The 26,047-nt window shown below is 53.4% G+C and carries 33 protein-coding genes and 4 pseudogenes; 6 read left to right on the top strand and 31 right to left on the bottom strand.

Features of this window, described 5'->3' with window-relative positions:
• The 4 genes from FHN83_RS22650 to FHN83_RS22635 form a co-directional block, all read right to left on the bottom strand.
• A complete protein-coding gene (locus FHN83_RS22650) occupies window positions 1–1,404 on the bottom strand; it encodes a DUF4055 domain-containing protein (protein ID WP_139565005.1) in 1,404 nt (467 codons plus the stop codon).
• A gap of 4 nt (window positions 1,405–1,408) precedes the next feature.
• The gene (locus tag FHN83_RS22645) at window positions 1,409–2,980 is read right to left on the bottom strand and encodes a terminase (RefSeq protein WP_139565004.1); all 1,572 of its coding nucleotides are present in this window, start codon (window positions 2,978–2,980) and stop codon (window positions 1,409–1,411) included.
• Window positions 2,977–3,549: a terminase small subunit gene (locus FHN83_RS22640; protein ID WP_139565003.1), complete on the bottom strand. Its 573-nt coding sequence runs from the start codon at window positions 3,547–3,549 to the stop codon at window positions 2,977–2,979. The genes FHN83_RS22645 and FHN83_RS22640 overlap by 4 nt, the downstream gene beginning before the upstream one ends.
• A gap of 25 nt (window positions 3,550–3,574) precedes the next feature.
• Window positions 3,575–4,659, bottom strand: a protein-coding gene (locus FHN83_RS22635) for an IS3 family transposase (protein ID WP_139565002.1) whose coding sequence is annotated in 2 segments (ribosomal slippage) — window positions 3,575–4,407 and window positions 4,407–4,659 — 1,086 coding nt in all. Because the reading frame shifts where the segments join, the coding sequence is not laid out codon by codon here.
• A 108-nt stretch (window positions 4,660–4,767) separates the two neighbouring features.
• Here FHN83_RS22635 and FHN83_RS22630 point away from each other — a divergent pair.
• Window positions 4,768–5,379 carry a hypothetical protein gene (locus tag FHN83_RS22630; RefSeq protein WP_139565001.1) on the top strand — a complete coding sequence of 204 codons (612 nt, stop codon included), beginning with the start codon at window positions 4,768–4,770 and terminating at the stop codon, window positions 5,377–5,379.
• A gap of 81 nt (window positions 5,380–5,460) precedes the next feature.
• Here FHN83_RS22630 and FHN83_RS22625 read toward each other — a convergent pair whose 3' ends face one another.
• From FHN83_RS22625 to FHN83_RS28310, 6 genes are all read right to left on the bottom strand, one after another.
• On the bottom strand, window positions 5,461–5,796 hold the full coding sequence (locus FHN83_RS22625) for a hypothetical protein (RefSeq protein ID WP_139565000.1): 336 nt from the start codon (window positions 5,794–5,796) through the stop codon (window positions 5,461–5,463).
• A 145-nt stretch (window positions 5,797–5,941) separates the two neighbouring features.
• On the bottom strand, window positions 5,942–6,139 hold the full coding sequence (locus tag FHN83_RS22620; RefSeq protein WP_139564999.1) for a hypothetical protein: 198 nt from the start codon (window positions 6,137–6,139) through the stop codon (window positions 5,942–5,944).
• Window positions 6,096–6,368, bottom strand: coding sequence for a hypothetical protein (locus FHN83_RS22615; RefSeq protein ID WP_139564998.1), 273 nt, complete (start codon window positions 6,366–6,368; stop codon window positions 6,096–6,098). Before FHN83_RS22615 ends, FHN83_RS22620 begins: the two co-directional genes overlap by 44 nt.
• A complete protein-coding gene (locus FHN83_RS22610; RefSeq protein ID WP_139564997.1) occupies window positions 6,365–6,907 on the bottom strand; it encodes a glycoside hydrolase family 108 protein in 543 nt (180 codons plus the stop codon). The genes FHN83_RS22615 and FHN83_RS22610 overlap by 4 nt, the downstream gene beginning before the upstream one ends.
• On the bottom strand, window positions 6,904–7,182 hold the full coding sequence (locus tag FHN83_RS22605; RefSeq protein WP_139564996.1) for a phage holin family protein: 279 nt from the start codon (window positions 7,180–7,182) through the stop codon (window positions 6,904–6,906). The genes FHN83_RS22610 and FHN83_RS22605 overlap by 4 nt, the downstream gene beginning before the upstream one ends.
• Entirely contained in the window at window positions 7,179–7,352 is a 174-nt protein-coding gene (locus FHN83_RS28310) for a hypothetical protein (protein WP_255296459.1), read from the bottom strand. Before FHN83_RS28310 ends, FHN83_RS22605 begins: the two co-directional genes overlap by 4 nt.
• Before the next feature lie 62 nt (window positions 7,353–7,414).
• On the opposite strand from FHN83_RS28310, the gene FHN83_RS22600 reads away from it, so the two are divergent.
• A protein-coding gene (locus tag FHN83_RS22600; RefSeq protein WP_087794475.1) for an IS3 family transposase occupies window positions 7,415–8,562 on the top strand; the annotation gives its coding sequence in 2 pieces (ribosomal slippage) (window positions 7,415–7,652 and window positions 7,652–8,562; 1,149 coding nt in all).
• A gap of 1 nt (window position 8,563) precedes the next feature.
• On the opposite strand, the gene FHN83_RS22595 is transcribed toward FHN83_RS22600, so the two are convergent.
• The 8 genes from FHN83_RS22595 to FHN83_RS22560 all read right to left on the bottom strand — a co-directional run bounded on the left by FHN83_RS22595 (window position 8,564) and on the right by FHN83_RS22560 (window position 13,242).
• Window positions 8,564–8,809 carry a putative holin gene (locus FHN83_RS22595; RefSeq protein ID WP_139564995.1) on the bottom strand — a complete coding sequence of 82 codons (246 nt, stop codon included), beginning with the start codon at window positions 8,807–8,809 and terminating at the stop codon, window positions 8,564–8,566.
• A 501-nt stretch (window positions 8,810–9,310) separates the two neighbouring features.
• Entirely contained in the window at window positions 9,311–9,634 is a 324-nt protein-coding gene (locus tag FHN83_RS22590; protein ID WP_103179202.1) for a four-helix bundle copper-binding protein, read from the bottom strand.
• Window positions 9,635–9,795: 161 nt separating this feature from the next.
• Window positions 9,796–9,981 (bottom strand): hypothetical protein, encoded by a 186-nt coding sequence (locus FHN83_RS22585; RefSeq protein WP_103179507.1) that lies wholly within the window; start codon window positions 9,979–9,981, stop codon window positions 9,796–9,798.
• A 935-nt stretch (window positions 9,982–10,916) separates the two neighbouring features.
• The gene (locus FHN83_RS22580; protein ID WP_139564994.1) at window positions 10,917–11,699 is read right to left on the bottom strand and encodes an antitermination protein; all 783 of its coding nucleotides are present in this window, start codon (window positions 11,697–11,699) and stop codon (window positions 10,917–10,919) included.
• Window positions 11,696–11,836: a YlcG family protein gene (locus tag FHN83_RS22575; protein WP_114315061.1), complete on the bottom strand. Its 141-nt coding sequence runs from the start codon at window positions 11,834–11,836 to the stop codon at window positions 11,696–11,698. Before FHN83_RS22575 ends, FHN83_RS22580 begins: the two co-directional genes overlap by 4 nt.
• Entirely contained in the window at window positions 11,833–12,438 is a 606-nt protein-coding gene (locus FHN83_RS22570; protein WP_139564993.1) for a recombination protein NinG, read from the bottom strand. The genes FHN83_RS22575 and FHN83_RS22570 overlap by 4 nt, the downstream gene beginning before the upstream one ends.
• A gap of 2 nt (window positions 12,439–12,440) precedes the next feature.
• Complete coding sequence (locus FHN83_RS28700; protein ID WP_114315063.1) at window positions 12,441–12,641, bottom strand: hypothetical protein; 201 nt, start codon at window positions 12,639–12,641, stop codon at window positions 12,441–12,443.
• 4 nt (window positions 12,642–12,645) lie between these two features.
• Complete coding sequence (locus tag FHN83_RS22560) at window positions 12,646–13,242, bottom strand: DUF1367 family protein (RefSeq protein ID WP_139564992.1); 597 nt, start codon at window positions 13,240–13,242, stop codon at window positions 12,646–12,648.
• 1,074 nt (window positions 13,243–14,316) lie between these two features.
• Here FHN83_RS22560 and FHN83_RS22555 point away from each other — a divergent pair.
• Window positions 14,317–14,604: a hypothetical protein gene (locus FHN83_RS22555; protein WP_139564991.1), complete on the top strand. Its 288-nt coding sequence runs from the start codon at window positions 14,317–14,319 to the stop codon at window positions 14,602–14,604.
• Between the two features lie 65 nt (window positions 14,605–14,669).
• Here FHN83_RS22555 and FHN83_RS29035 read toward each other — a convergent pair.
• From FHN83_RS29035 to FHN83_RS22510, 10 genes and pseudogenes are all read right to left on the bottom strand, one after another.
• A pseudogene (locus FHN83_RS29035) lies at window positions 14,670–14,750 on the bottom strand (methyltransferase); the annotation flags it as partial.
• A gap of 52 nt (window positions 14,751–14,802) precedes the next feature.
• Window positions 14,803–15,342 (bottom strand): hypothetical protein, encoded by a 540-nt coding sequence (locus tag FHN83_RS22550; RefSeq protein ID WP_139564990.1) that lies wholly within the window; start codon window positions 15,340–15,342, stop codon window positions 14,803–14,805.
• Between the two features lie 133 nt (window positions 15,343–15,475).
• Complete coding sequence (locus tag FHN83_RS22545; protein WP_139564989.1) at window positions 15,476–16,096, bottom strand: hypothetical protein; 621 nt, start codon at window positions 16,094–16,096, stop codon at window positions 15,476–15,478.
• The gene (locus FHN83_RS22540) at window positions 16,093–16,404 is read right to left on the bottom strand and encodes a hypothetical protein (RefSeq protein WP_139564988.1); all 312 of its coding nucleotides are present in this window, start codon (window positions 16,402–16,404) and stop codon (window positions 16,093–16,095) included. The genes FHN83_RS22545 and FHN83_RS22540 overlap by 4 nt, the downstream gene beginning before the upstream one ends.
• Window positions 16,394–17,083, bottom strand: coding sequence for a DUF1627 domain-containing protein (locus tag FHN83_RS22535; protein ID WP_139564987.1), 690 nt, complete (start codon window positions 17,081–17,083; stop codon window positions 16,394–16,396). The genes FHN83_RS22540 and FHN83_RS22535 overlap by 11 nt, the downstream gene beginning before the upstream one ends.
• 12 nt (window positions 17,084–17,095) lie before the next feature.
• Window positions 17,096–17,785 (bottom strand): replication protein P, encoded by a 690-nt coding sequence (locus tag FHN83_RS22530; RefSeq protein ID WP_139564986.1) that lies wholly within the window; start codon window positions 17,783–17,785, stop codon window positions 17,096–17,098.
• Entirely contained in the window at window positions 17,769–18,032 is a 264-nt protein-coding gene (locus FHN83_RS28305; RefSeq protein ID WP_176556517.1) for a hypothetical protein, read from the bottom strand. The genes FHN83_RS22530 and FHN83_RS28305 overlap by 17 nt, the downstream gene beginning before the upstream one ends.
• Before the next feature lie 183 nt (window positions 18,033–18,215).
• A protein-coding gene (locus tag FHN83_RS22520; protein ID WP_139563168.1) for an IS3-like element ISEc52 family transposase occupies window positions 18,216–19,384 on the bottom strand; the annotation gives its coding sequence in 2 pieces (ribosomal slippage) (window positions 18,216–19,135 and window positions 19,135–19,384; 1,170 coding nt in all).
• A gap of 61 nt (window positions 19,385–19,445) precedes the next feature.
• Window positions 19,446–20,120 (bottom strand): annotated as a pseudogene (locus FHN83_RS22515) (D-galactonate dehydratase family protein); the annotation flags it as partial.
• A 109-nt stretch (window positions 20,121–20,229) separates the two neighbouring features.
• Window positions 20,230–20,556, bottom strand: coding sequence for a YnfA family protein (locus FHN83_RS22510; RefSeq protein WP_039029242.1), 327 nt, complete (start codon window positions 20,554–20,556; stop codon window positions 20,230–20,232).
• 147 nt (window positions 20,557–20,703) lie between these two features.
• Here FHN83_RS22510 and FHN83_RS22505 point away from each other — a divergent pair, with 147 nt between their 5' ends.
• On the top strand, window positions 20,704–21,033 hold the full coding sequence (locus tag FHN83_RS22505; protein ID WP_139564985.1) for a DUF1283 family protein: 330 nt from the start codon (window positions 20,704–20,706) through the stop codon (window positions 21,031–21,033).
• A gap of 39 nt (window positions 21,034–21,072) precedes the next feature.
• On the opposite strand, the gene FHN83_RS22500 is transcribed toward FHN83_RS22505, so the two are convergent.
• Complete coding sequence (locus FHN83_RS22500) at window positions 21,073–21,783, bottom strand: YnfC family lipoprotein (protein WP_139564984.1); 711 nt, start codon at window positions 21,781–21,783, stop codon at window positions 21,073–21,075.
• 100 nt (window positions 21,784–21,883) lie between these two features.
• On the opposite strand from FHN83_RS22500, the gene FHN83_RS22495 reads away from it, so the two are divergent.
• Window positions 21,884–22,189 carry a DUF1161 domain-containing protein gene (locus FHN83_RS22495; RefSeq protein WP_103824474.1) on the top strand — a complete coding sequence of 102 codons (306 nt, stop codon included), beginning with the start codon at window positions 21,884–21,886 and terminating at the stop codon, window positions 22,187–22,189.
• A 148-nt stretch (window positions 22,190–22,337) separates the two neighbouring features.
• Window positions 22,338–23,753, top strand: a pseudogene (locus tag FHN83_RS22490) (molybdopterin-dependent oxidoreductase); the annotation flags it as partial.
• Window positions 23,754–24,468: 715 nt separating this feature from the next.
• On the opposite strand, the gene FHN83_RS22485 reads toward FHN83_RS22490, so the two are convergent.
• Window positions 24,469–25,458: a hypothetical protein gene (locus FHN83_RS22485; RefSeq protein ID WP_139564982.1), complete on the bottom strand. Its 990-nt coding sequence runs from the start codon at window positions 25,456–25,458 to the stop codon at window positions 24,469–24,471.
• A 79-nt stretch (window positions 25,459–25,537) separates the two neighbouring features.
• Window positions 25,538–26,029 (bottom strand): annotated as a pseudogene (locus tag FHN83_RS22480) (hypothetical protein).
• Between the last annotated feature and the right edge of the window lie 18 nt (window positions 26,030–26,047).

Genomic DNA, 26,047 nt, shown 5'->3' with positions numbered 1-26,047 from the left:
TCACACCTCGCTAAGCGGCGGTTCGGTCAGTGAGGCTGATTCAGCCAGCAGTTCGCTCAGCACCATATCGGGATCTGCATCAGCATCAATGATGTTCAGCTTCTGCAATGACTTGATTGCGTCCACGCGGCGGATATCACCACCCTGACGCAGGGACTGAATAGCCAGCGCCGCCGGAGGGTTGAACTCTTTCGACTCGACATCCAGTTCAGTGCGGACATCGACACTGCCGCCGTCTTTCTCCCCGATGTACTCGGCCATGATTTGCAGGATGTTGTCGATCGCGTCTTCCAGGCTGGTTGCCATGGTGTAGAGCGGGGACTGCTCCTGCATCTTCTCTTCTGAGGTCTGGTCTACGGACTTGGTCGAGGTATTGTCGGTGCGCAGCAGCTTCGCGCCAGCCTGGCGCATCTGCTCCACCAGCTCAGCCAGCGACTCTTTGCCAGCGCCAATGGAGGAGCCGGTGTGCTCGACGTACTCGAGGCCCTGTTTCTGCCGATCATTGAAACTTGCCGCAGATGAAGAACCAATTACCAGTTCCTGCCCCTCCTCCAGCCCGAACACGGTGAGGATGGGCACCCGGGCGACGTGCAGGATGTTGTCCTGCTCGCTCTGGCTCTGCCAGTGCTTGACGTTCAGCAGCGCCATGTTGAGCAGCGGCGGTGAGCCGCACATAAAACCGGTGCGTTTGGTGTAGAGCGTGACCAGGGTGATGTCCCGGCGGGAGGTCTGCCACTCTTCATGCAGCGCCCAGCCCACCTGGCCATCAGTACCAGTGGCCTTGCGGTAAATCTGCACATGCCCGGGCGTCAGCAGTCGAATCTGCTCGACCTTTGTCTGCCCGAAATCGTCACCATCCTCGACCACCACCTCTTTGATGCGCAGCGACGTGAGCACGACCTTACCGCCGGTCATCTTCGACTTCCAGCCGATCACCTGGCGGGGATTCAGCATGGTGACGTACGGGCGCGCGCCGGTCGCCTTTTCGTCAGCTTTCGTCCTGACCTGCTCTGCGTCCACACGCGGATAGTCCACCAGCGCATGGGACAGACCGTACTGCATCGCCAGGCTGAAGAATGCCTGCGCCCATACATCGAGGCGGGTGCCTTCAAGGTCCACGTCTTTCGCGAACTCACGCAGCTGGTCCGGCACGTTTTCGCCCAACTGGATTGGTTCAGCGAATACGCGCCCGACGTTCTGGTTGATCGTCTCTTCGTAGGCAGGAAGTAGCGTGGCCACCGCCAGGCGCTTTTTGTAATCTTCTTTGTCCTCTTTCGGCCAGCGCGGCAGATAAGCCTCACCAAGCTGGCGCATGTACAGCGTGCCGCCCATCAGGGCGTCGTTAATGTCCCACGCCTGCACCATGTTCCCATAGTCCAGATTGGGTGTTGAAATATCAGGCATGGAGTTAGAGCCTCAGGCTGGTGACTTTGCCGACTTTCTTCGGCGGTGAATGCAGGACGGCGTAGCGCGTGCCATCCCAGTCGTGATCTTCCTGCTGGGTGTCTACATCGTCAGGGTTCTTACTGTCGCGAACGAGCACCGGCACACGGCTTATCCAGCCCCGGCAGCAGTCAAAAACGTAGAATGCTGGTTTCTCTGGCATACCTGATTCCAGCTTCTTGCCCTCAATGACGGCCTCCAGCATGTCAGCAAACAGTGCCGCGCCGTTCACACGCGATCCCGGCTTCTTGTTGGATGGCACCCATTTAACGCCCTGGGATTCCATTTTCTGGGCAATAGATAATTCGTCATCACCGGTGTTGTAGATAGCCCCGTCAGCAGGTCCGGGAACAACCTTCTTGCAGATACCGGGCATGATGTTCAGCTGCCCCTGCGTCACCCCGTTGAGTTTTATCTCCTCAGGCTCAGCAAGCTCCTCTCCCACCAGACGCTTATCAATCCACGCCACGCCCTTAGCAACGTTGGTGGATGACATATTCAGCCCTTTGTTCAGCTCATCAGGCGGGCAGCCGTACCACTCGCCAATGAGGATCAGCGACCCGGCAGGCGGGCAGAACTGGCGACCATCAGGCAGCTCGGCGGTGGTGCCGTCAGCCCGCGCCCACCAGAGATTGGAGAACGGCTTCGATTCTCCCCAGTCATGAGAGCGGTCAACCGTCCAGCTATCGGGAATGCGGAACGGCTTAATCACGTGATGCGAGGCATTCCACAGATGGTCAAAGCGACCACCGCTGGTGACATCCCACGAACCCTCTACCCAGGCTTTGCGCCGGTTAGGGTCTTTGATGGCCATCAGGGTTGCGATGTACTGCGGATCAAGATACGGGTTCTCTTTGAACGAGCCGTGGATAGCGACACGCGTCAGCGTCACGTCCTCTTCTCGCTCGGTCTGAGGGTTAAACACCTTCTGCGTTTCGCGAATGATGGTGCCGCGCGGCGCAGGCTCAATGAAGCGCTTCTTAACCCATGTGTGGCCGATGCCAAACGGGTTTGTGGTGCTGAATGTCTCCAGTGGAATCGGCTTCAGCAGTGAGCCATCATCCCTCGGGTAGTTCTCGGGCCGAAAAGATGATCGCCGGCAGGAGAACATCATCTCGTAGAACTCACCCGACTGCTGCTTGGTCAGCTCGTTAAACCCGATAAACGGGAACTCCTGGCCGTGGTAATCCCAGTAGTCGCCCTCTTCTTTCCCGAAGCGGAACAGCAGCTCCTCACCAGTCGGCCACACCCAGCGCAGCTCAGATGCTGAGGCCAGATATCGGGCACCGTCGTTGAACAGGCGATACATACGCTTTGACTGGGTGATGATGTCGGTGAGGTTTTTATACTCGGTATCGAAAATGACGCCACGCCAGAACGAGCCATAGCCCAGACCGACCAGGCGACGAAAGCGCGCCAGCTGCGCGGCAGTTTTACCCGGGCCGCGCGTTCCCTCGTAGAGGATTTCGTTACATGGGCAGCTCAGGGAGAGCGATTGCGATCCCGGCAAGGGTTTCCAGACGGCTTTGTAATTCATCCACCAAGAACCTCGCTCTGATGCTTCTGTGCTGCCGCTTCCCAGTCGTCTACGTTATCGCAGGACGGGACCGGCATGATGCTGTGGGTTGCGGTGACCTTCTGCTCCACCTGCTCTTTGAATGCCTGCACGCGCACATGCTTGCCGAGCAATTCGAGGTTTTTAACCTTGTCAGGCCATTTAATCTTTTTGAGGATCGTTTCCGTGGTCTTCTCGTCAAAATCCTGAATGGTCGTTGAGATGTCCATCCCCTGCAGGGTAATGCGCCACACCTTAGGCCACTGTGATATGGGCTTTAATGTTCCATCGTCTTTTAGGATGTCCAGAACGTCCATCTGGTCGATTTCAACCAAGCGCCGGAGCACATAATCAGCATCAATGCCCACATCCTCGTTGCGCTTACTCTTGAGTTCGGCAATTCTGTTTTGGATGTCAAGTTTTGACAATAGCTGAGCGGCGATGCGGTTAGCAGTTTTAACGCTGTACCCCGCCCGAATAGCCGCTTGCGTGGCGTTTAAATCGATGAGGTACTCGCGACAAAACATATCCTGCTTTGGTAATCCCCCCATTTTTAGCAGAGGTCAATAGTAGAACTTAGGCTGTGCGCAGCTCATGTTGTCTTGGCGTATAACCACCCAGTGCCATATTCGGCCTTTCGTGATTATAAAACCACTGCCATTCTGTCGCGTAGCGTTGTAATTCATCCAGCGAACAAAATAAATACTGCCCCAGCCAGTCATAACGCACTGTCCGGTTATAGCGCTCAATATAAGCGTTTTGTTGCGGATTTCCCGGCTGAATAAAGTTGAGTTTTATTCCGTTATCCTCCGCCCAGTTTATTAATTCGTGGCTCGTGTATTCCGGGCCGTTGTCACATCTGATTGCGGCGGGTTTACCTCGCCATTCAATGATCTGCTCAAGTGTGCGTTTTACCCGACTGGACGGCAGCGAGAAGTCCACTTCTATTGCCAGGGCTTCCCGGTTGAAGTCATCAATAATGTTCAAAAGCCGAACTGAACGGCCATCTGAAAGCTGATCATGCATGAAGTCCATTGACCAGCATTCGTTGCTGTATTCCGGCACCGCAAGCGGCTCTGGCTTATCACGCTTCAGCCTCTTTTTAGGTTTGATCCGCATATTCAGTGATAATTCGCAGTAAATTCGATAAACGCGTTTATGGTTCCAGCGAAAACCTTTCACATTACGCAGGTACAAAAAGCACAAACCAAAACCCCAGTTCCGCTGGCTGCCTGTAATGCGCAGTAGCCAGCCAGCAATACGCTGATTTTCTACAGAAAGACGTGGCAGATATCGATAGCACGTTTCACTGACAGAAAAATCTGGCAGGCCGCGGATACTGATTTGCTGCGTGCTGACGGCGTGTCTGGCCATCTGTCGGCGTTGAGATGGCCTCACCACTTTTTTGACATAGCTTCCTGAATAACTTCAGCTTTAAGTCGCTCTTCGGCATACATTTTCTTAAGACGCCGATTTTCATCTTCCAGTTCTTTGAGACGCGCCATCAGAGAGGCATCCATCCCGCCAAACTTTGACCGCCATTTATAGAAGCTGGCGCTGCTGAAGCCATGTTCCCGGCACAGCTCAGGGACCGGTGTTCCGGCTTCAGCCTGTTTCAGAATGGTCATGATTTGGCTGTCGGTGAAACGTGATTTTTTCATAGAGATCTCCTCAGTTGAGATTACGAGAAAATTCTACTTATGAACACACTGCTTTTTCGGGAGGATTACCCTTTGTGTTGAGTGCCATATTTTCACTTTGGAGAGTTTATGGAGAAAAACACGGGTTTTAGTTCGCTTATTGACACATTAAAGCAAAACAAAGACGTCATAGCAGACGCTTGTGATGCAGGCCTTGAAGCTGCAGAATCAATACCTTTCGTTGGCTGGGCATTAAAATTATGGAATGTAAAAAATACCTACCAAGAAAGAAAGCTGTACAGAAATACGAAAGCGTTTTGGGAGGCCTCGCTAATAAAAGACCCTGAGGCGTTACGCACCAAATTTGCTACTCAAGAAGCCGCTGAGGAGTTTACAGACACGTTAGTTCAGGTGCTAATAGACTCAGAGAAGCCTTATAAAGCAACCATGGTATCCAACGTAACGAATGCTTTGGCTATGGGCGTACTAACCCACGAAGAAGCTAACGACATGATTTTAATCATACTAAATGCTTCAGTTCCGGCATTGAAATCCTTGCGTAAATTTTATCCAAGGCTTCATGGCGGGAAATACATTCCTACGGCCTTATTAGAGGATACCGATAAGGACGGGACGCATAGCATGCTGAATTCCATGGGGCTAATTTATCGATGGGCTGATCAAACGGCCTTGTCCAAAGTCGGTAGAAACATTGCTCAAATCGCTTATCGCGGTCTTTAGTTTTACAATTCGCCCGCTACGCCATTACGATGGGTCTGCCCATGGTGATGGCAATAAAAAACCGCCCGGAGGCGGTCTTCGTTAAAGGCATTTACTTAATCTTGCTATCAAGTTTACAACGTCATCTTTTTCCCATACTGCAAACAACTCATCCTCTTCGAATAGTCGTTCCGGATATTCTCTAGCGAAATCCATACCGAAGCTCACGCCGTCATCCTCTGCTGCTACGAGAATATCAAATTTATCTAACTCTGGATCAGACATATCTACAGCATTTGTAATCCTGCAGTTCATAAATTCATATCTGCCAATCGTATTACCCTTGATCTCAAGGTCACCTAACATACAAGACTTATATCTACTGTAAACAGTATTAGCGGGCAGCTTATGGAACTGTTTTTTGTTAACTATTTTCATCGCGTTACACCGTGATTTTCGAAGAGACTATTTTAATCTCTTTTAACAAACTCATCATCAGATACGCTGTATATTTCCGCCTAATAAAAATCACTCTCTCAAAGTGGTGGCGCTCATCTGGTTTTTTCAGTTAGTGAAATCACCGCTATTGCGAGGCCCGGTATTCATTCGGCTGGCAGTTCACCTGCCACGACTTGTTATGCACCAGTACGTCTTTCTTCGTCTGGCGATCCATCACTTCGATGTCATGCTCTGTGAGGCGGATGACGTTGACCCAATCACAGCCGGTGTCGATAACCTCAACCTTTGCGGGTCCAGTTTGCGCGCAGCTCACGATCGACATCGTCATCAGGCATATGGTTAACAGTCTGCTGAACATTGACGGCCTCCCTAGTTACTTCTACGCGGCGTTCTGCGGCTGCTTTGGTAGCTTCGGCGTTCTCGTCGGCACGTTTCTTTTCTGCCTCTGCTTCGGCCGTTTCTCGCCCACGCATACCGCCAATACCAAATGCGGCCAGAACCAGCATGATGGCGAGCCCGATTCCTGCCAGGATGGCTTTCAGTTTGGTCATAGGCTGACTCGCTCCCGGATCCAGCCATACACGAATGACTCATTAGCCGGACGCTGCTCTGCCAGCTCGAGGTATCGCTGGCCCTGGCTGCAGTTCAATGCGCGGAGCAATACGGTTTCCCCTTCACTACCGCGTTTCGCCAGGAAGGATTTCAGCGCGCTGATGCTGCGGGGGCCAATCTGGCCGTCGGCGATCAGGTCGGGATAGAACTGCTGCTGGTTGTTGAATACGTTCAGCCAGCGCTGGAACCATTTCACCTGTACCGATGGCCCCATATTCACCCCGGTGTCGCAGAGCTCGGCGGCGATGATTGGAGAGACAGTTGCAACCTGGTCGAAGCGGGGGCCATACCAGTAATCAGCCTCGAGGATGTTGAGAGCCTGCTGGCGGGTCAGGTCACGCATATCACCGGTATAACCGTGGGCGCGGGCCGTCGTCTGGGTAATGCCCCAGTTTGTCGGGCCGCCTTTGTCATCCGGATGATTCACGTACCCACCCTCTTTACCGAGGATGGCGTTGAAGATGTCGTCTTTGGTCATGGCTCCACCCTTACAACCTTTGCCAGATTTCCCCTGGCGCGCCATACCGCGATGCAGATGGCTGCATTGAGCATCAGCTCGCCGGGATCCACATAACTGTAATGCCCCAGGATAATTCGGAACGCCGTGAACCCGGCAGCCAGGATAAGCAGGTATGCCATCCATGCCACGCCGGGGCGATGCGTTTTCCCGTTCTTACGGAAGAACATCAGGCGCCCCACAATAGCGAGGCAGATAACGGCATTTGCATCGAGCAACAGCATTTGCCATGTCATTGGCCTTCCTCCTCCAGCCCGGGCATCTTCCCGCGTTTTGACTTGGCGAGGATACGCAGCAGGACTGCAACGGAAATGGAAGCCGAGACCAGCGCCCCGATGGACGGGGACACTTCAATGCTCACCGGCGGCTTCATCAGGCTCAGTGGGGTATTGATAACTCCCGCCATGAATCGCCACGGGTTTAACAGACACCTCAGAGTCATTTAAGATGGCTTAAAGAGAGGTGCCCATGAGCGGTAAGCGTTATCCCGAAGAGTTTAAAACTGAAGCAGTCAAACAGGTTGTTGATCGCGGTTATTCTGTTGCCAGCGTTGCAACACGTCTCGATATCACCACCCACAGCCTTTATGCCTGGATAAAGAAGTACGGTCCGGATTCTTCCGCTAATAAAGAACAGTCAGATGCTCAGGCCGAGATCCGCCGTCTCCAGAAAGAGCTGAAGCGGGTTACCGACGAACGGGACATATTAAAAAAAGCCGCGGCGTACTTCGCAAAGCTGTCCGACTGAGGTACGCCTTTATCCGTGACAACACCTGTTGCTGGCCTGTTCGCCTGCTCTGTCGGGTGCTGGATGTTCATCCCAGTGGTTTTTACGCCTGGCTTCAGCAGCCGCATTCACAACGCCATCAGGCAGACCTGAGACTGACAGGACAGATTAAACAGTTCTGGCTGGAATCGGGATGCGTCTATGGTTATCGCAAAATCCATCTGGATCTGCGGGACAGCGGGCAACAGTGCGGAGTGAACAGAGTCTGGCGACTGATGAAACGTGTCGGGATAAAGGCTCAGGTCGGATACCGGAGCCCGCGGGCACGTAAAGGCGAGGCCAGTATCGTGTCGCCCAACAGGCTCCAGCGACAGTTCAATCCGGATGCTCCGGATAAGCGTTGGGTAACGGACATAACCTACATCAGGACCCACGAAGGCTGGCTGTATCTTGCCGTGGTTGTTGATCTGTTCTCACGCAAAATTATCGGCTGGTCCATGCAATCCCGGATGACAAAGGACATTGTCCTGAACGCACTGCTGATGGCTGTATGGCGCCGTAATCCCCAAAAACAGGTGCTGGTTCATTCGGATCAGGGCAGTCAGTACACAAGCCATGAGTGGCAGTCGTTCCTGAAATCACACGGCCTGGAGGGCAGCATGAGCCGTCGCGGTAACTGCCATGATAATGCGGTTGCAGAAAGCTTTTTCCAGTTGTTGAAACGCGAACGGATAAAGAAAAAGATCTACGGAACGCGGGAAGAAGCCCGCAGCGATATTTTTGATTACATCGAAATGTTTTATAACAGTAAGCGTCGGCATGGTTCCAGCGATCAGATGTCACCGACCGAATATGAAAACCAGTATTATCAACGGCTAGGAAGTGTCTAGATTATCCGTGGCGATTCACCATGATTTTCGCCATCGGCTCAGAGAAGAACACGCCACCCATAAAAGAGATGACCGCAAAGATGATCTGCTTCCAGAGTTGATGGGGCTCAGCCGTCAGCACATACATTGCCGACCCTGCGAGCGCGCACAGCATTACTGCAGGCGTAGCCTCAGGAAAGAGCGAGGCGAAAGTTACCCCGGCTGTTCCCGCTGTTACAGCGCTGGCAGAAGTAAGTGGATCAAACATAGGTATTCCGTGTGTAAGTAGGATCAGGTTCTCCGGACGAATTAACGACAGGACGAGTGATGGGGGTTTCCGGGAGCCTGAAATAAAAAAAGGCCCGCTTTTCAGCAGGCCTAACTGAGTTGAAAATCTAAGTAGGTAGGCGTTTACCTCACCATCATCCATACAGCAGCTGTGTCGAGCAGCATTACTGACCGGCCAGGAGCTCCGGTTAATGGTTATGGCTTGGTTACGATTAAATAATAGCACTACTAACGAAGCGCATATAAAAAAAGCCTGCTTTTGCAAGCAGGCAATACTAAACCCAGGTATTGATACTAAGACAGGTGCCGGGTGCCTCCTGGTGACTCGTTACCAGTTATACGAGCCGCAAGCATATCTGCACTTAGCAGTTAACTGGATTGCCCGCCGCACAGGGGGATTCACCTGACTCTTAACAATAGCAAAAGTTTGTCAGAATTCTAAAGTGTCGATGCTCAAACAGAAAACTGGAAGCAAGTTCCATTAAGCCATCGAGCGGCACGCTTCTGCGCAACGAAGGCAAGCTTCAGAGCATTTCTGACAATGTTCTGCTTCGTGCTTCCCACATTCTTCACCGCATTTCTGACAGACTTCTGCGCAGACACGGCATAGCGATTTGGCAAATTCACTATCAAAGGTCATAAATTGCGCTGCGAGCCGACAAATATTCGCGCACTGCATATCGAGTCTTATGCACTCACGCATCATATCCACTTGTTCTTCTTTCAGACATGAAGCAGCACAATAATCACAGGCAGCCGCGCATTTGTAGCAGGCCTCGATGCATTCAGCATGGTTAATTGGCATATTTCGCTCCTTTCAGTCGTAAGCAGAAAACTAAGTCTGGTTACAGGAGTGCGATGATGCCAGTTAATAGGAGCGTTATTCCAAATTCGCCTAAATTGTAATTACAGGGAACGCATTCGAATAACGACTACCTTCATCAAATTCCGAAACGACTAACGATCTCATGATGGTGTAAGAGGACCTTCCAGAACTTCTGCTTCACCATTATCACAAATGGGATCCCCCTGCGTCAGGTGCCAGATACCGGTTACGGTCTTACCCGTTTCAAGGTCTTCGGTTTCTCCGTGGGTGTAGTAGGCAACCTGGACCTTCCCTTGGTGCTGTATCCAGTAAAATCCTTCCTCCATAATCATTGTCCTCTGCAAGCTCTGACAGAACTCATCAAGATGACATTATCTGATATGTAAACCGGAATCCAGGCTTGCTGTGCGCCACATAACTTACATCAGGGCCGGACAAAGAAGTGCATGAGTGGGTGTGATGCCGGGTGCCTCCCGGTGACTCTGCGCCAGACCACAGAACCGCGTTCTACTCACCTGCCAGTCTAGTCGCCCCGCCGCATAGGGGGATTCATCACAGGCACAGCCTAGTCTTCTTCCTGCCATAAAGCTATTTATATTTGTATATTTATTCAGTATGAACAAAAAGACCAGCAGTGCTGTGCTGGTTAGGGTCAGGTAAAACAAAAAGGCTGCCAATCGGCAGACTTAAAAACTGTGGTAATGGAACTGTAGTGCCGGGTGCCTCCCGGTGACTCTATGCTAGACCACAGAATCGCGTCATTCACCTCCCAGTCTAGTCGCCCCACCGCTTAGGGGGATTCACCACAGGCGCAGCCTAATCGCTTTCCTGCGATAAAGCTAACTTTATCTTTTTATTTATTCGGTATGAACGAAAAAGACCGGCGATACTATGAAGACCAGAATCATGTAAAACAAAAAGGCCGCCAATCGACAGCCCTGGGAAGAGATGATACGGAGGTCGTGGTGCCGGGTGCCTCCCGGTGACCCTGTGCTAGACCACAGAACCGCGTTTACAAACCCGACTCGTTTTGCCTAGCCGCCCCACCGCTGAGGGGGATTCACCACCCGGGCACTCTACGTTGCTTGCGCCTTAAAAGATACATTTAACTTACAAGTTACTTAATAATAAAAAACCCCGCCATAGCGAGGTTCAGGATTTTTAACTCTGGACATATAAAGCCCATCGTTAGTAAGAAATTAACACAGATTCCGGAAAAGTAAATAGCCCTCGCTTGAAACGTAAGCTATTTCCGTGAGCGCTATCGCGTTATCTGTTTCAGCTGCGCCTCTGCCCACGCCTCTTCAATGTCGAATTTAGTGATCAGCTGGTCGTAGAACCGCTTAACCGACTTTTCCCAAGTAGCAACAGAGATCGCATCGGTAATCTGGCAAACAGCCGCATATGCCTCAGTTGAAGGGATCCGCTCATAGCCACGCCCGCCGCAGCGCTTGCAGTCGGCCAGGACCGGCATGCCCTGCTTCTCAGTCAGTTTCTGATTTACCGCTTTACCGCGCCCCCGGCAGTCACTGCATGCTGCGCTGACCTGACCTGCGCCATTGCATTTTTTGCACAGCACTTTAACGGTCTCTTGAACCTTCACCATGCCGGCCACGATCATCTTACCTTCCGGCTTGCGGTATTTATTGGTGAAAACATCAGCCTCAATGAACCCCTGCCCCGCGCAGCAATCGCACTGCTTAACGCTGGCGGCGCTACGGGAATAATCCTCGAAAGCGAAGGCGGCCAGCTGGCGCATCACCAGCGGCTTAACCGCGGCATCCAGCTTACGCAGCGCGGCGACCTTATCGCATTTGCTCAGCGCGTACTCGGCCAGCAGCGCGATCGCCCGCTCCCTGTCGTTATTGCTGATCCCCATCTTTCCGAGGAAAGCGCTGTACCCCATGGCGGCGCGTTCCTGCGTCATGCCCATGGCAGCCATGATATCTGTACAGGTCAGTGCATCTGATGCAGTGGCGCGCGGGGAGTCGCTGATCATCGTGGATTTTGCGAAGTGGTATTTCACGGTGTTTTCGAGGTTCATGCTGCGGCTCCTGCCATCTGGTAAATGCGAATAAAGTTGCGAAGAATGCGGTAGTCCACCAGCACCGTTCCGGGGCGGCGATAAATACGGAGGCGCGACCAGCGCATGCGAAGAGATTCGATTAGTTCTGGTTTCATGCAGCCACCTGCTGTTTTAGTTTTTTGAGCTTTGCGCGGTACTCATCGCGGATCCGGATGTAGTCGTCGCGCTTCCATTTCGGTAATTCATGCGGGCCCATCAGGACGTCAAAGCGGGCCAGGCCGATTTTGGCGATCAGCGCCGGGCGGTATGCCGTCAGGTTGCCGGAGAGGTGGTTATTGCAGGCCGAACACTGCTTATGGCAATTGTCCTCGTTGAAGCGCAGCTCCGGGTTAGCGCCGGTAGTGCGGAAGTGTCCTGCGTGGTATTGCCCGTCATGGTATCGATCGCAACTGATGCATGGCTGATGCCGATCCCGGTACCGGATGAACTCGTTGAAAGACTGCTGTGCCTGGTCGCGGAAATAACTTAACGGCTTCACTGCCTGGCGACGTTCAGCCTGCCGCGCACGCTGCGCCTTCTCCTCTTCACGCTGGCGCTTCTTATCAGCACGCTGAGCCTCGGCCCGGGTCTTCGCAGTCTGCGCTTTGGCAACGGCGGTGGCGCACTCGTAACAACAGACCACCTGTCCGTCACGGGCCGGGTGGAACCACTCACGGCAGCTCTGGTTTGCGCACTTGCGGCGGGGTTTCTTAGCCATGCTCACCCCCAGACCTTTTGGCGGAACGTACGCGGCGTGGGCTCGAGGTACTTCACCTCCTGCCGCTCTACGCTGACGGTCCATGTTTGGTAGCCAGGATTGAGGCTGCGCGTTACGGCTACGCCCCGGCGCTGGTACTGCCGCTGAAGTTCCTCGGCCTGCTCGGTTGTGCATTCGGTGTAGTGGAACCATGATTTAGCCATCTGATCAGCCCCCGAAGCTCAGCAGCTGCGCAGCGGCGTTCTCAGCCTCGCGCTGATCCCTGAATGCGCGCGACAATATCCATCGCCAGAGAACATCGAGCGCGGCTTTGTAGAGCTGCTGAAACTCGGTCTCGTCCATATTTGCGAAGGCGATGCTGCGGGGATGTTTCCGCAGGGTGCCATCTGGCAACTGGATGGCGTCGTAATGCCCGGATTCGATGATCACCCAGGCACGATATGCGTCGAAGGATTTGCAGGCGCTGATGCTACCGGCGCGCTTGTCGGCGATGCGTTCAAGATACTGCTCAGCAGCATCCAGCAGCGCGGTTTCACTCCCACCGAACGAAGCCAGATATTTGGCATAGCCAGTCACCAGCTTGCGTTCGTTGGATGAGATAGCCCCGCCTGTTGGTTCCCAGTATTCGAAGCCGAGATTCAGCAGAGCGAAGAAACGACGATGAAAGGCCGGGTTACGGACCTGTTTGAAGTCGGCCACCAGCACGGCACCGAGCTTGATTTTTGATTGTAGTAATTCGCTGGTCTCGGGCGTGGCCGGGATCAGGATTCCTGAGGACTGCTTGATGAGTTGTAACTGCGCCATGGACGTTTTCTCCGTGGCGCATCGTGGTCAGGTTACCGGTTGTTCAGGCCGGTAGAATCATTATGCTATTCATGTACTAAAAAGGTCAATTGCGGGCTGATAACTCTCTCACAATCTCGGCCAGCACTTCTCGTGATGTGACGCGCTCATCCGCAAGGAGGTGTTTATGGCCAACCTCTGAGCCGTGCCCAGAGAGGAGGACGCGATCCCCGGGCCTGAGATGAAACGAGCATACCGCTTTCCCATCGGACCGCACCACCTGGTATAAATACCCACCTCCATCAGAACACATCGCAGCCACATCAACCCCCTTCTTTGCTATCACCAAATACCCTCTCCCGGCGGGGAGAACTCCACTCCACAGAGCCAAAATACCAAATGGCGCAAATTTCCTAATAGGTTCGCCGGAAGAAAAATTCATTTTTCTCTGTAGCACTTTAACCATACAACAAAATACTGTATGCATAAACAGTATTTATTCGTTTGGCTTAAGTGTGCACATGAAATACATGCGTGTGCAAGATCATTCATCTGATTGATTTAAATAAATTTTTACGCTACTTCCGTGTAAAAACCGACCTTATTTTTTAACACTTTGGCGGCACAGAGAGCGCCGGGGTAAATACCTGATTAGAAAACCCTCACCTCCTCTGGGCGAAGGGGTGAAGCAGCTTTTATGGATAATTTAATGGGGTGACACTTTTTGTCAGGTTGATAATTTGTTGCCGGTCACCGGTTATTAAATGATCGATTTCATAGATCAATTTCATTGTATCGATCGGTATTATCGATCATGTGCAAGTCACCCATTCGCCGGACGTGAAAAAGGTTTCCGGAGAGGCCCTGGCTGTCGATATGGGGATTCCCATATCGCTTGTATGGTCTGTTTGCGGCCTGGCCTGATGCGACTACGCCCACTAAAAATGGGGATTGTAAGGCCCAGATGCTTCTGTAAAAGTGAAAGCTACGCCCAAGGAAGGCGAAAAGAAGCTAATCACAACATGGAACTACATAAAAACTAAAAATGAAGTAGATGGTTTTATTGTTATTTCACTACCTTAAAAAGGTGTTTCTATGGCTACCTGCCCAAATTGTTTCAGAACTATCACCAATAACCATTGCCCTGACTGCGAAGAGATTGAGCGCTCCAAAACAAGGCATGGTTCTTCGAGCAGCTACATGAGCACATACACCCCGCCACCACCGAGTACTCCGTATTCAAGCGGCTACAGCGGAGGGACTGGATATGGTGGGAAGAAGCTGCCAGCCACCACTGGTGAAATAATTTTCAATGTGATTGCAGCCATTGTAATTATTAGTATTTGCCTGTTTGTTGCTTATCAAGTGATGATTTCGGCTTAACCCGCGTATCGCCTCACTTACAATGCCGGGAATTATCCCGGCATTTTCATTCTCGACTCAAACCATCAAGCTGCCCTCTCTCTTGCTTCGCACATCTCCGGAAGGTTAGCCCGCACCAGCGCTTCAGCGAACGGCTGCGGCACGGCTATGATTATTGGCCTACGTACTCGATAGGAAAGGGAAGATAAGGTTGTTTTATTAAGTAGATTTTGATGTCTCAGTATCGAGAAGTTGAAGAAATGCCTCGACAGTCAATGGATTTTGTTGCGACACATGTATTGTGTTTGCAGCCTCCCTCATTGGCCCTGACTTGCTATTGTCTTCGGTTAATATGAATGTATTGCCAAAACCTCTTGACCCGATAAGCCTATCTGCTTCGTTCCCATAATAAACTCCTCTTTTTTTCTGCTTGATCTGTCTGGCTGTCTTCTGAAAATATTCATCTTGGTGAACCGATCCAAGCCCACCTACACCAAAACCTCCGAACCTCTGCTCATTGGCAGGAACAGAGTCATCGTAAAACCCAAAGTAGCAGAGAGGCTCTTCAAGTGTCTCAGTTTCACCTAGAAAAAATTCATAAAGTGCTTTCTTATCTTCCCTATCTTTCAGTTCTTCCATTTCGCGAGATATTTCAAGCGTGATTTGGAAGCAGTAACTACTAAGAAGCTCATTGCTCAACGAAATACCACTTGCATGAAGAAAATTCCATGCGTTTGAATCGACAATAATATTTTTCAAGATCCTTCCTTAACGCTAAGATTGGATAACATTTTAATAGCAATAAATAGCATATCAGGCGTTCTTACTGCTTCAGAGCGGAAGCAACAAGAACGCCGTTAACATGGCTTTATAATTTCAATTTTGTGATATATCACAGCTTCCTTGGCGCTGCTTTTACCATCGCAGCCCAGCACAGTTTTGCCCGGTGCGCTGCCTGTTCGCAGCCACTCATAGCCTCGAATGCCTCCCAGGCTTCTGGGTCGCGGAACTCTTCGCGCAGCTCTGCCTCGAATCCAGCAATAATCATGCCCTCTGTTGGCTCAACTGGCACAGCCACCCACCCATCAGGCACGGTCTGCTGCATGATTTTTTCGTATGCAGCAACCTGCGTATCTACTGGATACGATAAGTCGCGCTGGTTGCCCTTAGGCATGACAACTCCCTGGCGAAGTAACGCATCATGAAGAGCCATTGCGCCGACTTCCCGCTGAGCTGCTTCTTCGTAGCTTATGCCGTTCGTCTCCATGATGCAGTCCCTGTCGAGATACTCGGAGCATTCATCCAGCGCTTTGCGGATATCCTGCTGCTGCATGGCCACCAGCACATCCCGCTGCTTCGTCATCTCGCGCAGCGCCGCGGTGGTGCAGTCCAGACGTTCGGCCAGGCGAGAAACAATCTTCGCCATATCGATGATCGGCGTGTCGGCGCTCATCGCCCTGGCAAATTGATGGCCCACGGCCACCAGCTCTTTGTTATTCAGTGAATCACTCATACCCGTGCACTCCCGATAATTTTGTGGATCTGATAGCCCTGCCAGTTCTGGCGGCAAACGTCTGCAATGCTGGGTTTCTGGCGCGCTACCGGCATCGGTTTGATACATCCTTCCCCGCCTGGCTGCATGACGTAGACCGGGTGGCGACGCTGGCCTATGTTCTTCACAGCACCAGCAGAAACGAGATGCTCCAGCAGGCGACAGGCCTTTTTGCTGTCGCAGCCCAGCAGATGTCGGACCTGACGCGGGGTGATCTCCCCGCTGTGCTGGATGGCGCGGATGATTGCCCAGAGGTTGTTACTGGCCATGGCCCACCTCCGCGCCTACCAGTTGGTTAACGAGGTTTTTGTGGCGACCAATAACCCGGACCGCATCGCGCAGTTTCTCCAGGCTCGCCAGCTTGTTTTTGGTGCGGCGAATTTCACGGGAAAGAACCCGGACGGTTGGGATTACCTGCCCGGCTGACCGCCCTTCGGTGAACGAGGGGATCTCACTGACGAACTGCTCCAGCGGCTTGTCGGCGTCGGTGATGGCAGGAGCAGCAGGAGCAGCAGGAGTTGGCTCAGGTTGGGCTGGCGCCGCAGTTGTAGGCGAGTCGGCACGGACGGAGTAAACGAACTTGCCGTCAATTTTTTCGCGCAGAATTTTTCCCTTCTCCAAGTGATAGGTCAGCATTGGCGCTACTCGTTTTGACTCGATCCGCGCCAGCGCGGCCAGTTCCGCAGAGGATTTTGGTCCATGCTCGGCCAGCAGCCGGGCCAGATCATTCACCGTCACTTTCACAGGCGGCTGGACTGCGGTTCTGGAGGTTCGGTTGAGCGAAGGTTTCCCGACGACCCAGTAACCATTGCTCTGGATAACCTCTTCGCCCTCTTCGTGTTCGCGCAGCATATTCAGCGCGGTTGCAGGCTCAATACCCAGACGGCTTGCTACCTCGCGCGCGGTAGCTTTGCCCATTACGTTCAGTGCTTGAATTACGGTTTCCATGGGGATCTCCTGTTAAATCAGACCAGCTGCTTTGCGTTTTTTGTATTCAGCCATCAGTATTTCTGCTGGCGTAGGACCGCTGGCCTTGGCCGGGGCGGCGATAGCACGGCGGATCGGCGGTACCGGCTTACCTGCGGCAACGCGCTCTTCCCATCCAGCCAGGACCTTGCCAGCGGCCTGGCGCATCTCCTTCTCGGTCATCTGGCGATCGGTACTCTGCCGGCGCAGCTCGATGCAGATGTGATACAGAACTGGCGCTGGCCATGGGTACTGCTCGCTGGTCGGGAACCGGAAGACCAGGCGGCGCCATTCCCAGTACTCGATCATTACGTCGTCAACGCTGAATCCCAGGAGGCTACGACCCTCTTTGCACCAGGCGACGAACTGCCCGGGTGACGGCAGGAAGGGTTTCTCCTGGCGGCGGGCAATGCGCATACCGGCAGCGACCTGTGCCATGGTGGTGATCCCGTTCTCCTGGAAGGCCAGAACCCACTGGCGCCGGAGTTCGTTGAAATCGCTCTGCTCGCGGAAGCCAGCCATAGCCGCCGGGAACGCAGCGCGCAGCGCGCTGAACAGGGCGTTGAAGATTTCAGCCGTCTGCTCAACCTGCGGGCGTTCTGCCGGGGCCTCAGGCATGCCATGGGCAATACGGCGGAAGTTCTCGCGATCGCATTTCATCAGCTGCTCAGATAGTCTTTCCATCGAACACCTCGTTAATCCAGTCAGTGTTGTTGAAGTCGATGCCCTGGGCGCCCCCGGCATTCGTCCGGCGGCCAGCATCACGCTGGAGGCTCAGTGTGTCCCACTTAGCGCGGAGCTTTGCAGGCGAGAGGATATTTGTGTGCCAGAACGCGTCTTTGCTTGCCCACTGGAACAGCTCGCATATTTCACGATGACTGCGTCCGTCCAGTTCACGCATCAGGCGCACGTCATTTGCCCAGGCGGCCATGACGGGTTGCTTAGGGAAGGGTTTAACTTTTTCCAGCAGAGCGACGATCCACTCTGCGCATTGCTGGTCAGCAGCTGTTCCCCACTTGGTGAAGTTGGGGGTGTAAATAACCGCCTCAGGATGAGCTGATAAAAACTTCGTCAGACGCTCGTCGGAGGATTCGCCAGAATTCTCTTGTTGTGGTCAACTAAAACTGGCCACCGCGTTAGAGTTTTTCCAGTATCGGTTTTCTGATTCGTTTGGTGGTAACCCACCATTATATTCGTGCGGTCTTAGTGCGCTGTAATATCCAACGATATAGTCCGTTATTGCGTGAGCTGCATCGCTGAAGCTTACATAGCCCGTCGCTGGCACCCATTCGTTCTTCAGACTCCTGAAGAAGCGCTCCATTGGGCTGTTATCCCAGCAGTTTCCACGCCGACTCATACTCTGCCTGATCCGGTATCGCCACAGTAACTGCCGGAACTGCCTGCTCGTATAATGACTGCCTTGATCGCTGTGGAACATCACCCCGACGGGCTTACCACGGGTTTCCCATGCCATTTCCAGTGCTTTCATGGTAAGCCTGCTGTCCGGCGAGAACGACATGGCCCAGCCCACTGGTTTTCTTGCGAACAGGTCGAGAACAACGGCGAGGTACGCCCAGCGCTTACCCGTCCAGATATAGGTCACATCACCGCACCACACCTGATTTGGTTCCGTTACGGCGAACTGTCGCTCAAGATGATTCGGGATAGCAACGTGCTCATGACCGCCACGCTTATACCGGTGAGTCGGCTGCTGGCAACTGACCAGCCCCAGCTCTTTCATGAGTCTGCCAGCAAGCCAGCGCCCCATCTGGTAGCCTCTCTGGGTTGCCATTGTGGCGATGCTTCTTGCTCCGGCAGAGCCGTGGCTGATGCCATGCAGTTCAAGTACCTGGCTGCGTAATACAGCCCGTCTGCCGTCTGGCTTTTCAGGACGGTTTTTCCAGTATTTGTAGCTGCTGCGATGGACCCCGAACACATGGCAGAGAGTGGCCACAGGATAACGCGCCCTGAGTTTCCCGATTATCGAGAACTGTTCAGGGAGTCTGACATCAAGAGCGCGGTAGCCTTTTTTAATATTTCATTTTCCATTTCAATACGTTGTAGCTTTTTCCTGAGCTCACGGATTTCAATTTGTTCCGGGGTAATGGGGGAGGCTTTTGGTGTTTTTCCCTGCCGCTCATCACGTAATTGTTTCACCCATCGCGTCATTGTGGAAAGGCCGACATCCATAGCGCTGGCTGCATCTGCCACGGTGTAATTCTGGTCAACGACCAGTTGAGCGGATTCGAGTTTAAACTCTGCGCTGAAATTTCTTTTTTTCATTATGGCACCTGTGTTGTTCTGAGGTGAGCATATCACCTCTGTTCAGGTGGCCAAATTCAGTAAACCACTTCACTTCGATCGGCGTCAGGCGGTGGTGCATGTCGTGCAGCAGGTGTTCATTAAAGCCATACTTGTTACGCACGGCGTCAAACAGTTTCGGGGTAAAATCGAGGTACTTTTCGGTTGACCACAGCTGCTCTTCCGGCCAGTTGCCCTTGGTGGCAGGCTCATACGCCAGCCCTTTCCCTTTAGACATGCCGTAGGTCGTTTTCATTCCCGGCACGCCGCACTGAACGCGGATCGCCTTGAAGCCCATCTCTTTGTGGCGGGCGTAATCTTCCAGCACGTCGTCGATGGTGTGTCCGGTGGTGTGGCAGTAAACCATCACCCCTTCACGGGAGGCCCCGCCCAGCAGCTGGTACAGCGGCATATTGGCGGCTTTGGCTTTGATATCCCACAGCGCCATGTCGATGGCGGAAATCGCCGACATGGTGACCGGGCCACGACGCCAGTACGCGCCTTTATAGAAGAACTGCCAGATATCTTCGATACGGTGAGCATCGCGGCCGATTAACTGCGGGCAGAGATGATCTTTCAGGTAGGACGCGACTGAGAGCTCGCGGCCATTTAAGGTGGCATCACCCAGGCCGACAATCCCTTCGTCGGTGGTGATCTTCAGCGTGACAAAGTTGCGCCCTGGACAGGTGACAAATACTTCAGCCCCTACGATCTTCATGTTCTGGTTCCTTACATCTTTTGTTGTGATGCAGGAAATTTACGCAATCACCCTACTACCATACAAGTATGAAGATCGAAAAATCGTCGCTTGATCACAGATTGGGCGCTTATGCGCGCCCCCAGCCTGCCACGATGATTAACATGCCGCACAGCGCAACCGCCGCGCCAGCCCAGTCGTAGAGGCTCAGCTTCACGCCATCCACCACCCGCAGCCACAGCAGCGCGGTGCAGACGTACACCCCGCCATAGGCGGCATAGACGCGCCCGCTTGCCGCCGGATGCAGCGTCAGCAGCCAGACAAACAGCGCCAGGGCAACGCCCGCGGGAATTAACAGCAGCACCGAAGCGCCCTTTTTCAGCCATAGCCAGGGCAGAAAACAGCCGAGAATTTCGCACAGCGCCGTGGCGAAAAAGAGCAAAGTTGTTTTAAACATATTTAACGTTGTCTGATGAGTGATGGGTTATCATACCTGAATGTGAAAGGAACCCTTCCACATACCTGATGTGGGTATGACCTCAAAATGGACTGTTGTAGAATCCCGGTGGTTATTCGAATTTCCACCGCCAAGAAGGAAATCGCTATGCGTAAATTGAGCACACGCCTCTGTCTGGCTGCCCTGCTGGCCGCTGTTTTCATCGCGCCAGTATCCGCCAACACCAGCAAACTGATTATTGAATCCGGCGACAGCGCCCAGAGCCGTCAGAATGCCGCCATGGATAAAGAGCAATGGAACGACACCCGCAGCCTGCGCCACAAGGTGAATACCCGCGCTGAGAAAGAGTGGGATAAAGAGGATGTAGCCTTTGACGCGCGGGATAAGTGCCAGCAGAGCGCCAACGTCAACGCCTACTGGGAGCCCAACACCCTGCGTTGCCTCGACCGCCGCACCGGCCGCGTGATGGCCCCCTGATTTCTGCCCGCAGGCACCGCGCTGTACCCCGCGCGGTGCTTAGTAGTATTCGATGCTGTTTTTGATGGTGTACTTCCGCGACACCGCAGGTTTAACGCTTTCATCCACCACTTCCAGCTCGCACTCCACGGGATTATCGTGGCTGTCGTAATCACAGGTCTGCTTCACATTGCCCAGCGGCTTCTCGTTCAACTGGCTTACCGAGGTGTAGTCCAGCTTCTTGCGCTTATCTGCCGCCGGTGTCGCCGTAATCGAGAGATGCTGCTCCCCGGAGACGGTGGTTTTGCCCAGCGGATAGCCGTCGGCATCGTAGCGATAGTTCACTTCCATATCCTTGCCGTGGGCGCTGACGATGAACCCGTTGTCATCGGTATCCCATGAGATCCCCGACGCGGGCAGTTCCGCCAGCTGGCATTTGCCCTGCAGCCGCAGCTTTTTTTGCTGGGTCTGGGCATCAAGATAATAATTAGCGTCCAGCACCAGGGCGATGCCGGTGTTGGCCTCGAGATCGTGCAGCTCCAGGCTGTCAAAACAGCCTTCCGTGGAGAGCGTGCCGCTGACGCGCTTTGCCACTTCCCCTTTTTCATTGAACAGCGTCTGGCTGAAGTCTTTCACCGGCCCGCGCAGGGGATCGAAATCAAACTCGTTGGAAAAACTGGCCATTTCTGGCGTAAACGACAGCGGCGCGGCGGTGTTATCACACCCCATCAACAGTGCTGCAAGGACAAGCATAAGCGCGTGTTTATTCACATGACCTACCGATAGCAGAAGATAATTCCAGGCATATTAACAAATACAACCGTTTACATTAGCTATTATTATAGTAACACACAGTCGTAAGGAGGCAGATATGAAACGGTTACCCTGGATTACTGCACTTTTGCTGGCGGGCATCGCCCCGGCCGCGCTGGCGGCACCCGATAACTGCGAACGGATCAAAAGCGACATCCAGCAGCGGATCATCAATAACGGCGTACCGGAAAGCGGCTTTATGCTGAACATTGTACCTAACGATCAGGCCGATAAGCCCGACGCCGAAGTGGTAGGCCATTGCGCCAATGACACCCTCAAAATCCTCTATACCCGCACCAGCAGCGGCAACTATCCGGTCAGCGGAGGCGGCAATCAGGCCCCGGCGCCACGCGAGCCGCAGTGAGTTTTACCCCCGTTAACGCGGGGGAATCTCCTTTGTTTTGATGTACATTAATATTAACTCCCCCTTAATGGGTAACACTCCCCTCCATTAGCCAGATCGTCATCACGGCTGAAATCAGTTCTCAACGACGAACCTAATGGAGTGAGTCATGTCAGATAATGAGCCAAGCGGCGGGATCAGCCGCCGTACCCTTGTCAAATCGACCGCCATCGGATCCCTTGCGCTTGCCGCGGGCGGCCTGTCATTGCCCTTTGGTTTACGCCCTGCCGCTGCCGCCGTGCAGCAGGCGCGCGAAGATAAAGTGGTCTGGGGCGCCTGTTCGGTCAACTGCGGCAGCCGCTGCGCCCTGCGCCTGCACGTGCGTGACGATGAAGTTTACTGGGTAGAAACCGACAACACCGGCGACGACATCTATGGCAACCATCAGGTGCGTGCCTGCCTGCGCGGACGCTCGATCCGTAGACGCATCAACCACCCTGACCGTCTGAACTATCCCATGAAGCGCGTGGGCAAACGCGGAGAAGGCAAGTTCGAACGCATCACCTGGGATGAAGCCCTGGATCTGCTCACCGCCAGTCTGCGCGACGTGGTGGCTAAATACGGCAACGAAGCGGTCTACATTAATTACTCTTCCGGAATTGTCGGCGGTAATATTACCCGCTCCTCACCTTACGCCTCTCTGGTGGCCCGTTTGATGAACTGCTACGGCGGTTTCCTGAGTCATTACGGCACCTACAGCACCGCGCAGATCGCCTGCGCCATGCCTTACACCTACGGCAGTAACGAGGGCAACAGCACCTCGGATATCGAAAACACCAAGCTGGTGGTGATGTTCGGTAATAACCCGGCGGAAACACGCATGAGCGGCGGCGGGATCACGTATTACCTTGAACAGGCGCGGGAACGCTCGAATGCGCGCATGATCGTCATCGATCCTCGCTACACCGATACCGCCGCCGGGCGTAAAGATGAGTGGATCCCGATTCGACCGGGTACGGATGCCGCCCTGGTGGCGGGTATCGCCTGGGTGCTGATTAACGAAAACCTTGTCGATCAGCCATTCCTCGATAAATATTGCGTGGGTTACGACGAAACCACCCTGCCGGAAGGCGCGCCCGCCAACGGCCATTACAAGGCCTATATTCTGGGCCAGGGCGAGGACGCCACCGCCAAAACGCCAGAGTGGGCCTCGCGCATCACCGGTATTCCTGTCGATCGGATCGTTAAGCTGGCCCGTGAAATCGGCACCGCGAAACCGGCATATATCTGCCAGGGCTGGGGGCCGCAGCGTCAGGCCAACGGCGAGCTGACCTCCCGCGCCATCGCCATGCTGCCGATCCTCACCGGTAACGTCGGCATTAACGGCGGCAACAGCGGCGCGCGTGAATCCACCTACACCATCACCATCGAACGCATGCCGCTGCCGGAGAACCCGGTCAAAACCCAAATCTCCTGCTTCAGCTGGACCGACGCTATCGCCCGCGGTCCGGAGATGACCGCCACCCGCGACGGGGTGCGCGGCAAAGATAAGCTCGACGTGCCGATCAAGTTCATCTGGAACTACAAGGACTTGAAGCGGACCCTTAGTAGGCCTGAGGTCCTACATTGAGTCAAGACCTTGTGTCAGTCTTTGTGTCAGCCTTGCGTCATTAGATGGACGTCTAGACGTCTAGTCAGGACCCTCCGGTGGCCTTGGTCAGGACTCAGGGTGGGCCTATGGGGGAAGGCTGCTGGCTTAATGTATTAGATGGTCTCTCACATTTTTCTGTCAGAAACCATCGGCCCCACTGTAAGTCCAAACCTAAGGACCCAGAAGCGCTCCTACAGCCTTAGACAAAGTGTCGAATACATCCACACCGAGTCTCCCAGAGAGGACCATGTATAGGCCCACTGAGAGGAATACGAGTTTATAGACCAGAGTCAGGAGAGACTTCAGGTCTGCGGAAGTCATAGACATAAAGCCTCCTTAATCTGCTATGTTATACCATTACATTAAATAGAGTCCAGACCCGAAGGTCCAGACCAAGTTAACTAATCACAGTGATAATCCACCACCTGAAGTCCTGCTGATATTTAGCCCAGACTTACCTCTGCTCAGGGTCCTGCCTCCCTCGGTATCCGGACCTTGGGTATCGACTACAGCTTGCTGAGTGTCATCTGGTAGTGCTACAGGAGGTGCTATAGGAGATGGAGCAGAAGCCTCACCCTGAGTCCCTCCACCACCTGTCACGCTCTTAGCGATGGACCTGAAGCCCTTGCTGATGCTCTTGCCCACGGTCTTACGCTGCCGTCTTAGTGAAGCTCAGGCGTTTGACCACAGGCAGGACAGCAGTAGCTGAGCCAGCACCCATCTTGACGGTCGTAGCAGCTTCAGCGACCACGAATACCTTACCGAGAATCTCAAGGTCATGGGACTGAGAGTCGCCATCACGTGAAAGGACCACCGTAATATTCTCACCATCGTGACGGAAGCAACCGAAGCTCAGAGCCGTGAAGCGCTTAGCCATCATGAAGACGCCACGGTCTGTACCGTTGTAGTACGCGATGTCTGTACCCAGCATATCGACGATAGCGTCTTCACCACCAAAGCCTTGCTTAGCAGCCAGACGGGAGAGAGCCTTGAGGTGTGACTCATGGGCAATGATACCATAGTCAGTAACCTCAGAGCCGAAAGAGGACTCTGTGTTCTCATACAGCGCGTCCATGATAGTGTCTGCCTTAGCGGTCAGGCTACCAGTCAGGACCGGAAGTTCTACGGTCTTCAGCAGCTTGGAAGACTCCAGAACGTCAACCATCTTAGAGTTAATGGTACGGACCACGTTATCGCAGATGTTCAGTGCGTCCTGCTGCAACGTCCCCTGAGTGAAACCAGTTGAGGACTTAGTGTCCCATAGCTTGGTCTGGTGAGACACGAGGATAGCCTGTTCAATCGGCTCTACCACAATCTCCTGACCGGACGGAGCGGTCACTACTTCAGGTCGCTCACCACCACGGACAGGAACGACAACGGAGCGGTCAGCCAGAGTGTGAGCAATGATTGGGGTCGGTAAGCTATTGCGAGTTGGCAGAATCTCAATCGGGAATGGGATGTTATCCTGAGCAGACTTCAGCACACCATTCAGCATGGTCTTAACAGCTTTAGCCAGTGCCAGAGCATAGACCTGTGGGTCAGCGTTAGTTGGCAGACCTTCGTTAACCTGAATGTTGTCGGTGTCGGTGATACGTACTGGCTCAATGCCGAACTGATAGCTGTCTTTAGTCATAGTCATAATAATCAATCTCCTAAATTAGTTTAGATACTGTGGGTCCCGACATCGGGTCAGGACCACTTGTGTGTGTGCGTGGGTCTTACAGGTTGTCCATCCAGTTACCTGCTGACTCAATGTCAGCGACGATAGCGGCACGGGAGCGACCAGCGGAATGGGTAGCACTGCGGAGGTTCTCACCATAGGTCCGGCGTTCAGCTTTGACCTGTTCACGGCGCTGTAGCTCTTTCTGCCACTCTGCATCGGTCATGTTCTCTTCACGCATACGCTCAGCCTGAAGCCGCTGCTCTTTAGCGATACGCTCAGCCTCAGCTCGTTTGTTCATCTGGCGGCGTTGGTAGGCGGTCATCAGGTCATTACTGACGAAGTTGCCAATAGCTACACCAGCTTCAGCCAGAGCTTCCAGTAACTCCATTGCCTCACGGCTGGTAGACGGCAGGCCAGACAGATAGCCCGGAATGAGGGTCTTGATAGCGAGCTACAGCGGATAGGACTGACCGTCCAGACTCACAGTATTTTCGTAGAGATTGATGTCGGTGACTGACAGTTTCCAATCGTTGTTGTTGAATAACATAGTAATTACTCCTCTGGA

Origin of the sequence: Leclercia adecarboxylata, assembly GCF_006171285.1 — a bacterium.
GTDB lineage: Bacteria > Pseudomonadota > Gammaproteobacteria > Enterobacterales > Enterobacteriaceae > Enterobacter > Enterobacter barmai.
The sequence above is the reverse complement of the archived record's forward strand: the minus strand, read 5'-3'. Positions and strand labels throughout refer to the sequence as shown.

What these genes read in the sequence shown, in the direction of transcription:
- FHN83_RS22505 (WP_139564985.1), top strand. Translation starts at nt 20,704, where the DNA reads ATGCGTAAATTGAGCACACGCCTCTGTCTGGCTGCCCTGCTGGCCGCT.
- FHN83_RS22540 (WP_139564988.1), bottom strand. Translation starts at nt 16,404, where the DNA reads ATGGCCAGTAACAACCTCTGGGCAATCATCCGCGCCATCCAGCACAGC.
- FHN83_RS22595 (WP_139564995.1), bottom strand. Translation starts at nt 8,809, where the DNA reads ATGTTTGATCCACTTACTTCTGCCAGCGCTGTAACAGCGGGAACAGCC.
- FHN83_RS22630 (WP_139565001.1), top strand. Translation starts at nt 4,768, where the DNA reads ATGGAGAAAAACACGGGTTTTAGTTCGCTTATTGACACATTAAAGCAA.
- FHN83_RS22605 (WP_139564996.1), bottom strand. Translation starts at nt 7,182, where the DNA reads ATGACATGGCAAATGCTGTTGCTCGATGCAAATGCCGTTATCTGCCTC.
- FHN83_RS22585 (WP_103179507.1), bottom strand. Translation starts at nt 9,981, where the DNA reads ATGGAGGAAGGATTTTACTGGATACAGCACCAAGGGAAGGTCCAGGTT.
- FHN83_RS22575 (WP_114315061.1), bottom strand. Translation starts at nt 11,836, where the DNA reads ATGAAACCAGAACTAATCGAATCTCTTCGCATGCGCTGGTCGCGCCTC.
- FHN83_RS22545 (WP_139564989.1), bottom strand. Translation starts at nt 16,096, where the DNA reads ATGAGTGATTCACTGAATAACAAAGAGCTGGTGGCCGTGGGCCATCAA.
- FHN83_RS22495 (WP_103824474.1), top strand. Translation starts at nt 21,884, where the DNA reads ATGAAACGGTTACCCTGGATTACTGCACTTTTGCTGGCGGGCATCGCC.
- FHN83_RS22510 (WP_039029242.1), bottom strand. Translation starts at nt 20,556, where the DNA reads ATGTTTAAAACAACTTTGCTCTTTTTCGCCACGGCGCTGTGCGAAATT.
- FHN83_RS22560 (WP_139564992.1), bottom strand. Translation starts at nt 13,242, where the DNA reads ATGGCGCAGTTACAACTCATCAAGCAGTCCTCAGGAATCCTGATCCCG.
- FHN83_RS28310 (WP_255296459.1), bottom strand. Translation starts at nt 7,352, where the DNA reads ATGGCGGGAGTTATCAATACCCCACTGAGCCTGATGAAGCCGCCGGTG.
- FHN83_RS22580 (WP_139564994.1), bottom strand. Translation starts at nt 11,699, where the DNA reads ATGAACCTCGAAAACACCGTGAAATACCACTTCGCAAAATCCACGATG.
- FHN83_RS28305 (WP_176556517.1), bottom strand. Translation starts at nt 18,032, where the DNA reads ATGGCCGCCTGGGCAAATGACGTGCGCCTGATGCGTGAACTGGACGGA.
- FHN83_RS22645 (WP_139565004.1), bottom strand. Translation starts at nt 2,980, where the DNA reads ATGAATTACAAAGCCGTCTGGAAACCCTTGCCGGGATCGCAATCGCTC.
- FHN83_RS22610 (WP_139564997.1), bottom strand. Translation starts at nt 6,907, where the DNA reads ATGACCAAAGACGACATCTTCAACGCCATCCTCGGTAAAGAGGGTGGG.
- FHN83_RS22620 (WP_139564999.1), bottom strand. Translation starts at nt 6,139, where the DNA reads ATGTCGATCGTGAGCTGCGCGCAAACTGGACCCGCAAAGGTTGAGGTT.
- FHN83_RS22530 (WP_139564986.1), bottom strand. Translation starts at nt 17,785, where the DNA reads ATGGAAAGACTATCTGAGCAGCTGATGAAATGCGATCGCGAGAACTTC.
- FHN83_RS28700 (WP_114315063.1), bottom strand. Translation starts at nt 12,641, where the DNA reads ATGGCTAAATCATGGTTCCACTACACCGAATGCACAACCGAGCAGGCC.
- FHN83_RS22555 (WP_139564991.1), top strand. Translation starts at nt 14,317, where the DNA reads ATGGCTACCTGCCCAAATTGTTTCAGAACTATCACCAATAACCATTGC.
- FHN83_RS22535 (WP_139564987.1), bottom strand. Translation starts at nt 17,083, where the DNA reads ATGGAAACCGTAATTCAAGCACTGAACGTAATGGGCAAAGCTACCGCG.
- FHN83_RS22625 (WP_139565000.1), bottom strand. Translation starts at nt 5,796, where the DNA reads ATGAAAATAGTTAACAAAAAACAGTTCCATAAGCTGCCCGCTAATACT.
- FHN83_RS22650 (WP_139565005.1), bottom strand. Translation starts at nt 1,404, where the DNA reads ATGCCTGATATTTCAACACCCAATCTGGACTATGGGAACATGGTGCAG.
- FHN83_RS22590 (WP_103179202.1), bottom strand. Translation starts at nt 9,634, where the DNA reads ATGCCAATTAACCATGCTGAATGCATCGAGGCCTGCTACAAATGCGCG.
- FHN83_RS22570 (WP_139564993.1), bottom strand. Translation starts at nt 12,438, where the DNA reads ATGGCTAAGAAACCCCGCCGCAAGTGCGCAAACCAGAGCTGCCGTGAG.
- FHN83_RS22615 (WP_139564998.1), bottom strand. Translation starts at nt 6,368, where the DNA reads ATGACCAAACTGAAAGCCATCCTGGCAGGAATCGGGCTCGCCATCATG.
- FHN83_RS22640 (WP_139565003.1), bottom strand. Translation starts at nt 3,549, where the DNA reads ATGGGGGGATTACCAAAGCAGGATATGTTTTGTCGCGAGTACCTCATC.
- FHN83_RS22485 (WP_139564982.1), bottom strand. Translation starts at nt 25,458, where the DNA reads ATGACTATGACTAAAGACAGCTATCAGTTCGGCATTGAGCCAGTACGT.